We start from the raw sequence: 12,365 nt of genomic DNA on the forward strand, positions 1-12,365 counted from the left end.
CTGATGCAACTCGCGTACATCCCCAGCCCCTCGCAGGGCGTCTGGCACATCGGCCCGGTGCCGATCCGCGCGTACGCGCTGTGCATCATCGCGGGCATCGCCGCCGCCCTCTGGCTGACCCGGCGCCGCTGGGTCAAGCTGGGCGGCAATCCCGACGACGTCGTCGACATCACGCTGTGGGCGGTGCCCTTCGGCATCGTCGGCGGCCGCCTCTACCACGTGATCACCGACCCCGAGCTGTACTTCAAGGCCGGGGAACAGCCGATCCGGGCCCTCTACATCTGGGACGGCGGCCTCGGCATCTGGGGCGCGGTCGCGCTCGGCGGCGTCGGCGCCTGGATCGGCTGCCGGCGCCGGGGCGTGCCGCTCTCCGCCTTCGCCGACGCGCTGGCGCCGGGCCTGATCCTGGCTCAGGCGATCGGCCGCTGGGGCAACTACTTCAACCAGGAGCTGTACGGCGACGCCACCACGCTGCCCTGGGGCCTGAAGATCGACCAGGTGCTCCCGGACGGAACCATCGTCCACGGGATCTTCCAGCCGACCTTCCTGTACGAGTCGCTGTGGGACCTCGCCATCGTCGGCCTGCTCGTCTACGCGGACCGGCGCTGGAACTTCCACTCGGGTCGGCTCTTCGCCCTGTATGTCGCCGGATACACGGTGGGCCGCGCCTGGATCGAGTCGCTGCGCACCGACCACGCCAACCACATCCTGGGCCTGCGGCTGAACGACTGGACCTCGCTGATCTGCTTCCTGGCCGCTGTCGGCTTCCTGATCGCCACCCGCAACCGCCCGGAACCGGAGAACCGCCTCGGCCGCTCCCGGCTCGTCACCGAGCCCGAGATCGAGCCCGAGATCGACGGCGCGGCCGGGGCCGAGGTCGCGGAGGAGCCCGAGGGCGAGTCCCCGTCCGAGCCGGCGGACGACGACTCGCAGAAGCACAGCCCCAGCCTCTGACGACCAGCGGAAGTTCCGCAGGGCGGCTCACCTGCACGCTGTGAGGACCCGAGCGCCGCACCCTGCGGCCCATGGCCGTCGTGCCGCGCGGGCGCGGGCCTGACGCCGGGTGGTCAGGCGCCGCAGGCGCAACCACTCGGGTCACAGCAGGCGTCGCCGGCTGCGGTGGCGCTCTTGCCGAGCTGGTCCGTGTCGGCCTTGACGACATAGCCCTCCCAGGGCTCCCGGCCGGGACCGTGCACCCAGACCTTGTCCTGGAGGGCGTAGCAGCAGGAGGTGTCGTTCTCCTCGAAGGTGGCAAGCCCGGCGGCCCTGAGGCGGTCGGTCGCCGCGGTGACCTGCTCGGTGGACCCGACCTCGACTCCGAGGTGGTCGAGGCGGGTGTCCTCGCCGGCGGCGCCCTCGATGAGGACGAGCTTGAGCGGGGGCTCGGCGACGGCGAAGTTCGCGTAGCCGGGCCGGAGCTTGGTCGGCTCGCTGCCGAGCAGCCCAGCCGACGATCTCGCACCACCTCAAGGTCCTGCGTGAAGCCGGGCTGGTGGGGTCCGAACGCCGGGGGACCTGGGTCTACTACTGGGTCCTGCCGCCGGCCCTCGCCAAGCTCTCCAGCCTGCTCCAGGCACCGGACACCGCTGCGATCACCGGCCCGGCCGTCGCCACTGCCATCGCTGGAGGCAGCAGATGACCGGCATGGCCCCGCTGAGCCGCCGGGCGGCAGCAGAGGCGGTCGGGACGGCCGTGCTGGTCGCGGTCGTGGTCGGCTCCGGTATCCAGGCGACCCGGCCCTGATCAGCGAACTGGTCCCGGAAGGCAGAGCCTGAGGACGTGCGGGCGACGTGAGGACACGTCGTGCCGGGCGATGGCGGACCGGGCCGGGGCCGCGCATGCTCGTGTGTAGGGGACAAAAGCCCAGCCAGGGCTAACGACCCGCGTTGCCGACACGCCCAAGTAGCTCCGCTGCCAGGGCGTCCCGGCGCCTTGCAATCGAAGGCACCGGACGGCGTGCGCCGACCCGAGCCCTATCGCTCCCCAGGTCGTAACGCCGAGCTCACTGGAGGCCGCGAATGCCCTGCCCGCCCGGGGTTGACCGATCGGTCGGCCGACTGCGCCTGCAGGTCCTGGGCGCCCTTCTGATCAGCGCCCTCGTGGGGGCGTGCTCGTCGTCGCCGGCGCGGACCGCCTCTTCGCCGTCCTCCCCGGTTGCTTCGGCGTCGGCCTCGCCCCAACCGAGCGGCGCGACCCGCTCGGCTGTCCCGCCGCACACCACCTCGGCGGCGGCGCCGTCCTCCGCCAGGCCCGTAGTCCCCCCGCCCCCCAGCCCCACGCCCAGCCGCATCGCAGCGCTGACCCAGGCGCAGCTCGCCGGGCAGCGGATCATCTACTCCTACCCGGGCCTGAATCCGCCGGCCGCCCTGCTCCAGCGCATCCGTGCGGGTGAAGCGGCCGGCGTCATCTTCTTTGGGCAGAACGTGTCCAGCGAAGCTCAAATCGGCTCGGTGATCGCAGAACTGCGCCAGGCCCAGGCGGCGAGCCCGGTCCACGTGCCGCTGCTGCTGATGACCGATCAGGAGGGCGGCCTGGTCAGGCGGCTGCCGGGCGCGCCGGTCCTCTCGGAGAAGCTGGTCGGGGCGACCGGCGACCCGGCGGTGGCCGCCTCGGCCGGCGCGGGCGCCGCGCAGAACCTGACCGGCGTCGGCATGAACGTCAACCTCGCACCGGTTCTGGACGTGTTCCACAGCGCGGGCGACTTCGCCGATCAGGCCCAGCGCTCCTTCAGCGACGTCCCCTCCGTGGTCGCCTCCATGGGCCGGGCGTTCATCACGTCCCAGCAGCAGGGCGGCGTCGCCGCCACAGCCAAGCACTTCCCCGGGCTGGGAGCGGCGGCGACCGCCCAGAACACGGACCTGGGCCCGGTCACGCTGGACCAGTCGCTGTCCAGCCTGCGCACCGTGGACGAGGCCCCCTACCCCGCAGCCATCGCCGCCGGAGTGAAGCTGATCATGCTGAGCTGGGCGGTCTATCCGGCCCTGGACCCGGCGCACCCGGCCGGCCTCTCCGCCACTGTCGTCCAGCAGGAGCTGCGCAGCCGCCTCGGCTTCACCGGGGTCACCATCACCGACGCTCTGGAGGCCAAGGCCCTCAGCCCCTTCGGCACGACGCCGCAGCTTGCCGTCGCCGCAGCCCGGGCCGGCATGGACCTGCTGCTGTGCTCCGCCCAGGACGTCGGCCAGGGCGAGACCGCAGCCGGCGCGCTGGAGAGCGCGCTCACCAACGGGCAGCTGGACCCCTCCACCTTCCGCGCCGCCGCCGCCCGCGTCACCGCACTCCGCGCCGGCCTGCGCTAGCACCCTCCTAGGAGGGTGCTCCTAGGGCGTGAGCAGGGCGTTGTCCGGGTTGGCGACGGCGTCGGCGGGCTGGGGGCCGGGGTGCTCCAGGCGAAGGTGTTCGACGTGGTGGATCGCCTGGTCGAGCAGGGCGAGCACGTGGGAGTCGTAGAGGGCGTAGACCACACTGCGGCCGCGGCGTTCGCCGACGACGAGGCCGAGTTCGCGCAGCAGACGCAACTGGTGCGAGCAGGCCGACTGCTCGAGGCCCACCTCGGCCGCCAGCTCGGTCGCGGCGCAGGCCCCCTCGCGCAGCCGGGCCAGGATCATCAGCCGGGACGGGGTCGCCAGCGCCTGGAGCGTGGTGGCCACCCGGGCCGCGCTTGCCGCGTCCAGCCGCCCGTCGTGTCCACCGCGTCCGGGAGGCGCGGATTCGTCGCCGTTCCGGGGCTCACTCTGACCCATGGCCTCATCGTACCCACCGCCTCTGGAGGGCGTTCATGTGTACGAGCGCCAGGCCGAGTTCGAGTCACCTGATCGTTGCGGTGTGCTGCCGGTAGCATCGACAACGAGGGGCCTACTGGGACGGGCACGAAGCGGTCCAAGGGAAAGGGGGAGGCCCGTGACGATGATGGCGACGATGTCCGTTGTCTTCGCGGTACTCGCGGCGGTGAGCAACGCCCTGGGGACCGTGTTGCAGCGGCGCGCCGCGCTGATCGTCCCGCAGTCCGACGGCTTCCGACTGCGCCTGATGTGGGACCTGCTGCGGACGCCGGTGTGGTTCGGCGGCATGCTCGGGGTGCTCTTCGCCGCGGTGTTCCAGGGGCTCGCCCTGGTGACCGGTCCGCTCGCGGTCGTGCAGCCGATCTTCGTACTCGAACTTCCCTTCGCCCTGTTGATCTCCGGCATCGTCTTCCGCAAGCGAATGCAGAGCCTGGGCTGGATCTCGGTCGCCTGCATCGTGGTCGGTCTCGGCACCGCTCTTGCTGCGGCCTCGCCCAGCGGCGGGCAACTGCAGCCGCCGGCCGCGCTGTGGGTGCTCGCGCTGGCCTGCTGCGGGGGAGCGATGGTGCTGCTCGCCGGCGCCGCGATCAAGCGTCCGGTCGGCCCGGCGCGCGCGGCCTGCCTGGGTACCGCCGCCGCCATCGGCTACGCGCTCACCGCGGCGCTGATGAAGTCCGCCACGGACACCCTGGACAAACGGGGGGTCGGTGCGTTCTTCGCCTCCTGGCAGACCTACGCCTTCGCCGCCGTGGGCGTCTGCGCGCTGTTCCTGCTGGAGAACGCGATGCAGGCCGGGCCCCTGGTCGCCTCCCAGCCTGCGCTCACCCTCGGCGACGCGCTGATCAGCCTGTCCCTGGGGGTGACGCTGTACGCCGAGTCGGTGCGGACTGGGTGGTGGCTGATCCCCGAGATCCTCGGCGTCGGGCTGGTCCTCGCCGGAGTGGTGGGGTTGTCCCGACTCGAGGCCCGCCACCCGGTTCCGGTTGCGCAGGCGGCGGACCCTCCAGCGGACCGCCCCGCCTCCGACCGCCCCGCCCCGGACCGCCCTCCCTCGGACCGCAGTTCAGCGGGCCTGGAGCGCCCCCGCTCGGCGGGGGCGGGCGCGGATCTCAGCGGACCGCAGTGACCGCCTGCCGGTAGAGCGCGGCGACGTCGTCGTCGAAGTAGATGCTGTACGAGACGTCCGGGGTGTAGCCGCCCTGTTCGAAGCCGCCGATGACGCCGAGGACCTGGCCCTCGTCATGGGTCGAGCCGCCGTGACCGGCCACGACCCACGGGCTACCGCTCGTACCGTCGGTGTAGTTGGTGCAGGCGATGCGCCACTGCGTGCTGCTGTACCGGGCGATGTCGTTGCTGCAGGTGATCGGCTCGTCCGAGCTCTGCGGGTAGCCGGTGATGGTGACCGGCGTCGTCACGGTCCGGTTCACGGCGAGCGTGTTGGCGCCGACGACCTGCTCGATCTCCTCGCCGTTCAGGGGTTCGAGCACCGCGAACGCGACGTCGTGGTCCGGGTCGGTGTCGGCGGTCCAGCGCGGGTCCTCGATGACGTGGGCGACCTGCCAGGCGCCGTAGGGCTCGGAGCCGTTGCGGTAGCCCGGTACGAAGACCGTCCCGCCGGGCGTCGTGGAGAGGCAGTGCGCGGCACTGATGATCATGTCCCCGACCGGGCTGTCGACGACGCTCGCGGAGCAGTAGTGGGCTGCGGTGCCGGCGCTGGAGAACAGCGCGCCGATCCGGGCGTTCACCCGGGACTGCTCGGCGGTTCGCGAGTTGCCGAGTCCATGGGTGTCCGCCGCGGCGACCGTCGCGCTTCCGGTGGCCATGACCATCAGCCAGGCCAGTGTCGCGACGATCCACCTGGTGGTCTCGGCGACGGACGCGCGCGGCTGCAGAACCCTCACACCGTGACGATGGGTCAGGATCATGGGAGAGATCTGGGGCGGACATGAAGACGGGCTGAGAAAGCTGGGATTCCCGTCGGCCAAGGCGGACCTCCAGCAGACAGCGCGAACGGTGTCCGCACATGGTGCACTGTCATTGCCCCACGTCACAAGAGGTGTCTTGGCAATTCGACGGGAACGGTGGACGACCTCGGTTGCGGCCGGGCATCCGGCAGGCATAATGCGGAACGTCTGCCGGTTGTCCGCAGTCGTACGCGTACGGTCCGGCTCGGCAGTGGCGGTAGCAGTAGTACAGGGAGTCATCATGTTCGAACTGGGGACCGACGGGCCCTCCGTGATCGTGGCAGGGGTGGACGGCTCGGCCTCCTCCATGCGTGCGGCCGCCTACGCGGCCGGTCTGGCGCGTCGCCAGCGGTCGCTGTTGGCCGTGGTCTACATCCAGCCGGTCGGCACCATGGGCGGCGCGGACGTGGGGGTCGCGGTCGCGGAGGCCGGACGGGAGGTCGCCGCCGATCTCGAGCAGCAGTTCCAGGAGGCGGTGCGACGCACCGATCCGGACCAACGGGTTCGCTGGGAGTTCTACACCCGGGCGGGTGACCCGTACGCGGGGATCGTCGAGCACGCGGACCGGCTCAAGGCGGACGCAGTGGTGATCGGGGCCTCGGAGAAGGCGGGCCACCGGATCCTGGGGTCGGTGGCCGTGCGCCTGGTCAAGGCCGGCCGTTGGCCGGTCACCGTCGTCCCCTGAGGCAGCCGTCCGCTGAGGCCGGCGGCCCTACCCGCACCACCCGTGACCGCCGGTCAGGCGAAGAGGCGTTCCAGGACGGCGGCGACGCCGTCCTCGTCGTGACCGCCGATGACCTGGTCGGCGGCGTCGAGCACGTCGCGGTGCGCGTTGGCGACGGCGTAGGAGGTGCCGGCCCAGGCCATCATGGGCAGGTCGTTGGGCATGTCCCCGAACGCCACGGTCCGCGCGGCGGCGATTCCGTGCTGTCGGGCCAGCGCGGCCAGTGCGGACGCCTTGCTGACGCCCGGCGCCACCACCTCGATCAGGCGTGTCCCGTTGGAGTGGTAGACGTTGACGATGCCGTCCAGCACGGGGCGGGCCAGGGCGAGCAGTTCGTCGGCCGACAGCTCCGGGTGCTTGCCCAACAGCTTCGGCGCGGGGCGTCCGAACAGCTCGGCGTCGGGTATCCGGTCGATCTCGACGTCGGCGTCCCAGTCGCCCGACTCGTAGAGCGGGTCGGCGGCGAGTTCGGCTGCGTACTCGACGGCGAGGCCGAGGCCGGGGATCGCCGCGCGCAGCCGCTGTGCGGCCTCGACCAGCTCGGGGACCGGGATCGGGTTCTCCTCCACCACCTTGCCGGTCGCCAGGTCGTGGATCAGTGCGCCGTTGGAGCAGATGGCGGCGCCCCGGTGCCCGAAGGTCTCCGCGATGCCGCCCATCAGGCGCGGCGGCCGCCCGGTGACGAGCACGAATCGCGCCCCGGCCGCCTCGACGCGGGCGAACGCGGCGACGGTCCGCGCGGAGACCGTCCCGTCGCTGCGCACGATCGTTCCGTCGAGGTCGGTGGCGACGAGGAGCGGGCGGGGCCCGGGTCCGGCGGACATCGCGACGGGCGGCATGACAGGCGGCATGAGGGGCGGCGTCCTTCGGGAGCATGCGGCAGGCCGGAGTTGGCAGAGATGGTAAAGATCAATTACCGGATGGCAGCCTTGCGGTCGCGGTCCGGCCCTGTCAAGGCCATTGGCGTCAAGACGATTGGTTGGCCGCCAGGTCGGAGGAGTCGTCCGGCTCGGCGCGGCGGATGTCCGGTTCCAGGTAGATGACCCGGGCCACCGGCACCGCCGCCCGGACCCTGACCTCGGCCTGGTCGATGGCGCGAGCCACCTCAGCCGCGCTGTCGTCGTGCCGCACCGCGATCTTCGCCGCGACCAGCAGTTCCTCGGGGCCGAGGTACAGCGTGCGCATGTGGATCACCCCGGTCACCACGTCGCCGTCGACCAGCGCGGCGCGGATCGCCGCTACGTCGGGGGCGCCTGCCCCTTCGCCGAGCAGCAGGCTCTTGGTCTCGATGCCCAGCACGACCGCGATGGTCACCAGCAGCGTCCCGATGCAGAGCGTGCCCACGCCGTCCCAGACGCCGTCGCCGGTCGCCAGGGTCAGACCCACCCCGAACAGGGCCAGCACCAGGCCGATCAGCGCGCCGAAGTCCTCCAGCAGCACGATCGGCAGCTCGGGGGCCTTCGCCCGGCGGATGAACTGGACCCAGCTCTGCTCGCCGCGCAGCTCGCGGGACTCCCGCACCGCGGTGCGGAACGAGTAGCCCTCGGCACAGACGGCGAACAGCAGTACGCCCACCGGCCAGTACCAGGCGTCGAGTTCGTGCGGGTGCCGGACCTTCTCGTAGCCCTCGTAGAGGGCGAACAGCCCGCCGACCGTGAACAGCACGATCGCGACCAGGAAGCCGTAGACGTAGCGCTCCCGACCGTAGCCGAAGGGGTGCTCGTCCGTCGCTGCGCGCTTCGACCTGCGTCCGCCGAGCAGCAGCAGGGCCTGGTTGCCCGAGTCCGCGACCGAGTGGACGCCCTCGGCGAGCATCGACGACGAGCCGCTGAAGGCGAACGCCACGAACTTCGCCGCCGCGATGGCCATATTGGCGCCCAGCGCCGCCACGATCGCCCTGCTGCCGCCGGTTGCACTCATACGCCCCTGCTGTCCCCTCGGTCGGTAGCTGCTTCGCACCAACCTACGCGAGCCGACCCTCCCGGGCCGACCCGCCCGAGCTCGGCCCGGCTACCGGCCCAGAAGCCCGCTCAGGACCTTTCCCTCGGTGGAGAGGACGGCGTTGCGGTAGTCGAACCTCGGCGTGCGGGAGAACATCAGCCAGAGGTACTTGAGGTTCTCGGAGAACCAGTACGCCGGGGTCAGGTCGCCCAGCCGCATCCCACGGACCGTCACATCGCCGGCGACGGTGTAGCCGCCGGACACCCGCTGGTGCGCGCGCATGCCGTCGAAGTACTGGTACGCGCTCTGCTTGTAGGCGGCGTCGCCGGTGAGCCGCCACAGGTCGAAGGCGGCGTTGGCGTACTCGGGGCGCAGCTGGCTGCCCCTGTCGAGGGCGCGCAGCGAGCCGGCGTCGACGGTCTCCGGCAGCACCGGGTAACGCTGCAGCACGTCCGTCCAGGTCCGGTGGTAGCTCGCGCCCCGTCCCAGGTCGCCGCCCTTGGCCAGCAGTCCTGCGTAGAAGGAGCCCAGTTCGGACTGCGCCGTCCCGCCGGTTGGCCTTCCGCTGCGGAAGTCGACCGCGCGGAACCACAGCCGTCCGCCGAGGGTCATCGCCTGGTGGCGCACTACCGCGTCCGTCAACTGGTGGTACCAGGAGGTCAGCTGACGGTCGCCCAACAGCGCGCCGCCGCCCCACAGGTACTCGTAGAAGGAGTCCACCGGCGGGTTGGGGGCGTTGGAGGTGCCGTCGATCCAGCGGCCGGTCTCCGCGTGGATGGTGGTCCCCACCAGGCCGAGCGAGCTGCGGCGGGCGATGACCGCGCGGTAGGCCCGCATCGACGCGTCGTAGTAGCGGTCGTCGCCGGTGAGCTGCGACAGCAGCCCGAACTCCATCACGCTGGTGCCCGCCTCGGCGAGCGGCACCGCGGTGCCGCGCACCTCGCCGGTGCGCAGGTTGACATGGGTGTAGGGAATGCCGGTGGGGGAGGCGGTGAAGGCCGGGAGCAAGCGGTCGGTGAGCTCGCGGGCGCGGGCCAGCAGGCTGGCGCGGCCCGTCGCCGCGTGCCCCGCGAGCAGCCCGCCGACCAGGCGGATCACCGCCTCGAAGACCTGCACCTCGGCGTCCTGGGCCGGGTCCAGGTGCCGGTCGATCCAGTCGCCGCAGCGCTTGAGTTCGGCGTCCTCGCCCATCAGGTAGAGCGTGTCGAGTGCCTCGACGATCGACAGGCCGAAGCTGTGGCCCGGCGCGAAGAAGTCGTGGTGACGCCTGCTCAGCGGGCAGACCTCGTCGTACCCCCAGGCCGCCGAGGTGTAGCCGTGCCAGCCGTGCAGGTACTCCGCGCGGACCTCGGCCGCGGAGGTGGCGTCCGGGGGCAGGCGGCGGACCTGCCGCGCCTGCGCGGCGGCGGGAGACAGTGCGACCCCGGCCGCACCGGCCACGGCCGTGCCGATCAGGGAGCGCCGCGAGAGCGGCGGGACGGTGACTGGAGTCGAGTACGGGCGCATGGTTACAGGACGCTAGGGGCGCCGCCGGACCGGGACGATCATTCCTCCGGGCGGCGTGGCGGGGCGGGTGGGGGCACTGGGCTGCGAAGATGTCCGTTGACGAGGCAACGGTGGATCACTCGGACGAGTGAGGCCGAAGCGTCCTACTGACGTAGTGTCATATAAATGGAGAGGTGGGGGCGGACATGGTGGCGATGCCCGCAGGGGAACCGGCGCCGGTGTTGCGCCATGCCGAGCCGGTGATGGGCACGGTGGTCTCCTTCGACATCCGCGACGCCGGACCCGCGGCCGGTCCGCACCGGGCCCGGATCGAGACGGGTCTGCGGGAGGCCGTGGCCTGGCTGCACCGGGTGGACGAGGTGTTCTCCACCTACCGCACGGACAGCCAGATCAGCCGCCTGGGGCGGGGAGAGCTGGCCCTCGCCGACTGCGATCCGGACGTGGCCGAGGTGCTCGCGCTGGGAGCCGAGGCCGAGCGCGTCGGCGACGGCTTCTTCAGCGTGCGGCCTGCGGGGACGCTGGATCCGTCCGGCGTGGTCAAGGGCTGGGCGGTGGAGCGGGCCGCGACGATCCTGCGGGCGGCGGGTTCCCTGAACCACAGCGTCAACGGCGGCGGCGACGTGCAGACCTCGGGGGAGCCGGAGCCGGGGCGCGGCTGGAATCTCGCGGTGGCGCACCCGCTGCACCCGGGCGCCTTCGCCACCGTCGTCAACGGCAGGGCCATTGCCCTGGCCACCTCGGGCACGGCGGAGCGCGGCGCGCACATCATGGACCCGCACACGGGACGCCCGGCCGACAGCGGCCTCGCCTCGGTGTCCGTGGTCGGCGAATCGCTGACGGCGGCGGATATCGCGGCCACCACCGCCTTCGCCATGGGGGCGGCGGGAAAGCGCTGGCTGGAGCGGCAGCCCGGGCTGGAGGGCTTCGCGGTGACCGTGGAGGGGAGGGCCTGGTGGACGCCGGGCTTCGCCGCGTACGCGCAGCTGCCCGGCACGGCCTGAGCTTCGGGACCGAGCCGGGCGGAGAGCGGGCCGGCCTGCGTGCCGTGCCGGGCTGCGTGCCGTGCTGGGCTACGGCTTGGTGGTCAGCGCGGCCATGTGGGCCCGTACCTGGTCCTTCGACAGGTAGGCGTCGGTGTACTCGAAGTCCTTCAGCGTGGCCGGCCGGCCACGCTGGAAGCTGGTGCGCACGAAGTCGTCGCCGGCGGTCGCGTTCAGCAGCCAGTTGGTCATCACCCGGACCCTGGCGACGTTGGTGCGCAGCGCCATCAGGTGGTAGCCGCGCGCCACCCCCTGCGCGGCGATGCCGGTGAGCTCCACGCCCATCGGCTTGGACACGGCGTCCGCGCCGCCCAGGTCCACGACCAGGCCGAGGTCCTTGTGGAAGTAGGGCTGCAGCGCCTGCCCGCGAAGCGAGGCGATGATGTTGTCCGCGACGGCCTTGCCCTGGCGCTGGGAGTGCTGCGCGGTGGGCGGGCAGACCGCGCCGTCGCCGGTGGCGAGGTCGGGTACGGCCGCCGCGTCGCCGAGCGCGAACACCCCGTCGAATCCGGGGACGCTCATCTCGGCGGTCACCGCGAGCCGTCCGCGTACGGTCTCGCTGTCGAGGGTGGCGATCAGCGGGCTCGCGGCGACGCCTGCGGTCCAGATCAGGGTGCGGCAGGGCAGTACCCGGCCGTCGGTGAGCTTCACGGTGTCAAGGCTGACCTCGGCGACGGACACCCCGAGCGACACCTCGACGCCGCGCTTGCGCAGCACGTTGAGGGCGGTGGTGCCGAGCTTGTCGCCCAGCTCCGGCATGAGCTTGGGGGCGATGTCGATGAGGTGCCACTTGATCAGGTTGGGATTGATCCGCGGGTAGCGCTTGACCGCGGAGCTGGTGACCCGCTGCAGGCAGGCGGCCGTCTCGGTGCCGGCGTAGCCGCCGCCGACGACGACGAACTGGAGCCGGGAGATCCGTTCGTCGCGGTCCGTCGCGGCGTCGGCCAGATCCAGCTGGGTGATCACGTGGTCGCGGATGTACGCGGCCTCCGCCAGGGTCTTCACGCCGATCGCGTGGTCGACCAGACCGGGGATGTCGAAGGTACGGGTGATGCTCCCCGGCGCGAGCACGATGTAGTCGTAGTGCTCGTTGACGACCTCATCGGTGATCTTGCGGATGATGCAGACCTTCGACTTGGGATCGACGCCGATCGCGCCGCCCGGGATGATCCGGGTGCGCCCCAGCAGCCGGCGCAGCGAGACCGCGACCGACTGGGGGGTGAGCACCCCGGCGGCGACCTGCGGCAGCAGCGGAAGGTAGAGCTCGTAGCTGAACGGGGCGACGAGGGCGATCTCCGCTTCGGCCGGGGCGAGCTTCCGCTCGAGCCTCCGAGCGCATTCGACGCCGGCGAAGCCGCCGCCGACCACCAGGATCCGAGGTCGTTCCATGGCTGTCATCCCTCACAGG

The 12,365-nt window shown here is 71.9% G+C and carries 11 protein-coding genes and 2 pseudogenes; 6 read left to right on the top strand and 7 right to left on the bottom strand.

Translation table 11 applies throughout. The features are described from left to right. Positions 1 to 3 precede the first annotated feature (3 nt). The gene (lgt, locus tag ABIA33_RS35435; protein ID WP_370087875.1) at positions 4 to 954 is read left to right on the top strand and encodes a prolipoprotein diacylglyceryl transferase; all 951 of its coding nucleotides are present in this window, start codon (positions 4 to 6) and stop codon (positions 952 to 954) included. A gap of 113 nt (positions 955 to 1,067) precedes the next feature. Here the strand turns inward: lgt and ABIA33_RS35440 are convergent. Continuing rightward, a pseudogene (locus ABIA33_RS35440) lies at positions 1,068 to 1,442 on the bottom strand (ArsI/CadI family heavy metal resistance metalloenzyme); the annotation flags it as partial. Here ABIA33_RS35440 and ABIA33_RS35445 point away from each other — a divergent pair. Together ABIA33_RS35445 and ABIA33_RS35450 are read left to right on the top strand one after the other, a co-directional pair. Continuing rightward, positions 1,442 to 1,639: pseudogene (locus ABIA33_RS35445) on the top strand (ArsR/SmtB family transcription factor); the annotation flags it as partial. The pseudogenes ABIA33_RS35440 and ABIA33_RS35445 sit on opposite strands and share 1 nt — an antisense overlap. Positions 1,640 to 2,018: 379 nt before the next feature. Further along, complete coding sequence (locus ABIA33_RS35450) at positions 2,019 to 3,299, top strand: glycoside hydrolase family 3 N-terminal domain-containing protein (RefSeq protein ID WP_370087814.1); 1,281 nt, start codon at positions 2,019 to 2,021, stop codon at positions 3,297 to 3,299. 21 nt (positions 3,300 to 3,320) lie between these two features. Here the strand turns inward: ABIA33_RS35450 and ABIA33_RS35455 are convergent, their stop codons facing one another. Beyond that, positions 3,321 to 3,743 carry an ArsR/SmtB family transcription factor gene (locus ABIA33_RS35455; protein WP_370087816.1) on the bottom strand — a complete coding sequence of 141 codons (423 nt, stop codon included), beginning with the start codon at positions 3,741 to 3,743 and terminating at the stop codon, positions 3,321 to 3,323. A gap of 166 nt (positions 3,744 to 3,909) precedes the next feature. Here ABIA33_RS35455 and ABIA33_RS35460 point away from each other — a divergent pair, with 166 nt between their 5' ends. Continuing rightward, entirely contained in the window at positions 3,910 to 4,908 is a 999-nt protein-coding gene (locus tag ABIA33_RS35460; protein ID WP_370087877.1) for a DMT family transporter, read from the top strand. Here the strand turns inward: ABIA33_RS35460 and ABIA33_RS35465 are convergent. Next, positions 4,892 to 5,683, bottom strand: a complete 792-nt coding sequence (locus ABIA33_RS35465; protein ID WP_370087818.1) for a serine protease — start codon at positions 5,681 to 5,683, stop codon at positions 4,892 to 4,894. The genes ABIA33_RS35460 and ABIA33_RS35465 overlap by 17 nt on opposite strands. 304 nt (positions 5,684 to 5,987) lie before the next feature. On the opposite strand from ABIA33_RS35465, the gene ABIA33_RS35470 reads away from it, so the two are divergent. Next, positions 5,988 to 6,431, top strand: coding sequence for a universal stress protein (locus tag ABIA33_RS35470; RefSeq protein WP_370087820.1), 444 nt, complete (start codon positions 5,988 to 5,990; stop codon positions 6,429 to 6,431). 53 nt (positions 6,432 to 6,484) lie between these two features. Here the strand turns inward: ABIA33_RS35470 and ABIA33_RS35475 are convergent, their stop codons facing one another. The 3 genes from ABIA33_RS35475 to ABIA33_RS35485 all read right to left on the bottom strand — a co-directional run bounded on the left by ABIA33_RS35475 (position 6,485) and on the right by ABIA33_RS35485 (position 9,917). After that, positions 6,485 to 7,321, bottom strand: a complete 837-nt coding sequence (locus ABIA33_RS35475) for an HAD family hydrolase (protein ID WP_370087822.1) — start codon at positions 7,319 to 7,321, stop codon at positions 6,485 to 6,487. Positions 7,322 to 7,436: 115 nt separating this feature from the next. Continuing rightward, complete coding sequence (locus ABIA33_RS35480) at positions 7,437 to 8,390, bottom strand: cation diffusion facilitator family transporter (protein ID WP_370087824.1); 954 nt, start codon at positions 8,388 to 8,390, stop codon at positions 7,437 to 7,439. 90 nt (positions 8,391 to 8,480) lie between these two features. Continuing rightward, on the bottom strand, positions 8,481 to 9,917 hold the full coding sequence (locus tag ABIA33_RS35485) for a glycoside hydrolase family 47 protein (RefSeq protein WP_370087826.1): 1,437 nt from the start codon (positions 9,915 to 9,917) through the stop codon (positions 8,481 to 8,483). Between the two features lie 185 nt (positions 9,918 to 10,102). Here ABIA33_RS35485 and ABIA33_RS35490 point away from each other — a divergent pair, with 185 nt between their 5' ends. After that, positions 10,103 to 10,918 carry an FAD:protein FMN transferase gene (locus ABIA33_RS35490; protein WP_370087828.1) on the top strand — a complete coding sequence of 272 codons (816 nt, stop codon included), beginning with the start codon at positions 10,103 to 10,105 and terminating at the stop codon, positions 10,916 to 10,918. 69 nt (positions 10,919 to 10,987) lie between these two features. Here the strand turns inward: ABIA33_RS35490 and ABIA33_RS35495 are convergent, their stop codons facing one another. Continuing rightward, a complete protein-coding gene (locus tag ABIA33_RS35495) occupies positions 10,988 to 12,346 on the bottom strand; it encodes an NAD(P)/FAD-dependent oxidoreductase (RefSeq protein WP_370087830.1) in 1,359 nt (452 codons plus the stop codon). Positions 12,347 to 12,365: the final 19 nt, after the last annotated feature.

The organism is Streptacidiphilus sp. MAP12-16, assembly GCF_041262165.1.
Classification (GTDB): domain Bacteria; phylum Actinomycetota; class Actinomycetes; order Streptomycetales; family Streptomycetaceae; genus Streptacidiphilus.

Excerpts from the sequence above, each read along its gene's own strand:
- ABIA33_RS35455 (WP_370087816.1), bottom strand. The coding sequence starts at position 3,743 with ATGGGTCAGAGTGAGCCCCGGAACGGCGACGAATCCGCGCCTCCCGGA.
- lgt (WP_370087875.1), top strand. The coding sequence starts at position 4 with ATGCAACTCGCGTACATCCCCAGCCCCTCGCAGGGCGTCTGGCACATC.
- ABIA33_RS35480 (WP_370087824.1), bottom strand. The coding sequence starts at position 8,390 with ATGAGTGCAACCGGCGGCAGCAGGGCGATCGTGGCGGCGCTGGGCGCC.
- ABIA33_RS35490 (WP_370087828.1), top strand. The coding sequence starts at position 10,103 with ATGGTGGCGATGCCCGCAGGGGAACCGGCGCCGGTGTTGCGCCATGCC.
- ABIA33_RS35485 (WP_370087826.1), bottom strand. The coding sequence starts at position 9,917 with ATGCGCCCGTACTCGACTCCAGTCACCGTCCCGCCGCTCTCGCGGCGC.
- ABIA33_RS35495 (WP_370087830.1), bottom strand. The coding sequence starts at position 12,346 with ATGGAACGACCTCGGATCCTGGTGGTCGGCGGCGGCTTCGCCGGCGTC.
- ABIA33_RS35470 (WP_370087820.1), top strand. The coding sequence starts at position 5,988 with ATGTTCGAACTGGGGACCGACGGGCCCTCCGTGATCGTGGCAGGGGTG.
- ABIA33_RS35460 (WP_370087877.1), top strand. The coding sequence starts at position 3,910 with ATGGCGACGATGTCCGTTGTCTTCGCGGTACTCGCGGCGGTGAGCAAC.
- ABIA33_RS35450 (WP_370087814.1), top strand. The coding sequence starts at position 2,019 with ATGCCCTGCCCGCCCGGGGTTGACCGATCGGTCGGCCGACTGCGCCTG.
- ABIA33_RS35475 (WP_370087822.1), bottom strand. The coding sequence starts at position 7,321 with ATGCCGCCTGTCATGCCGCCCGTCGCGATGTCCGCCGGACCCGGGCCC.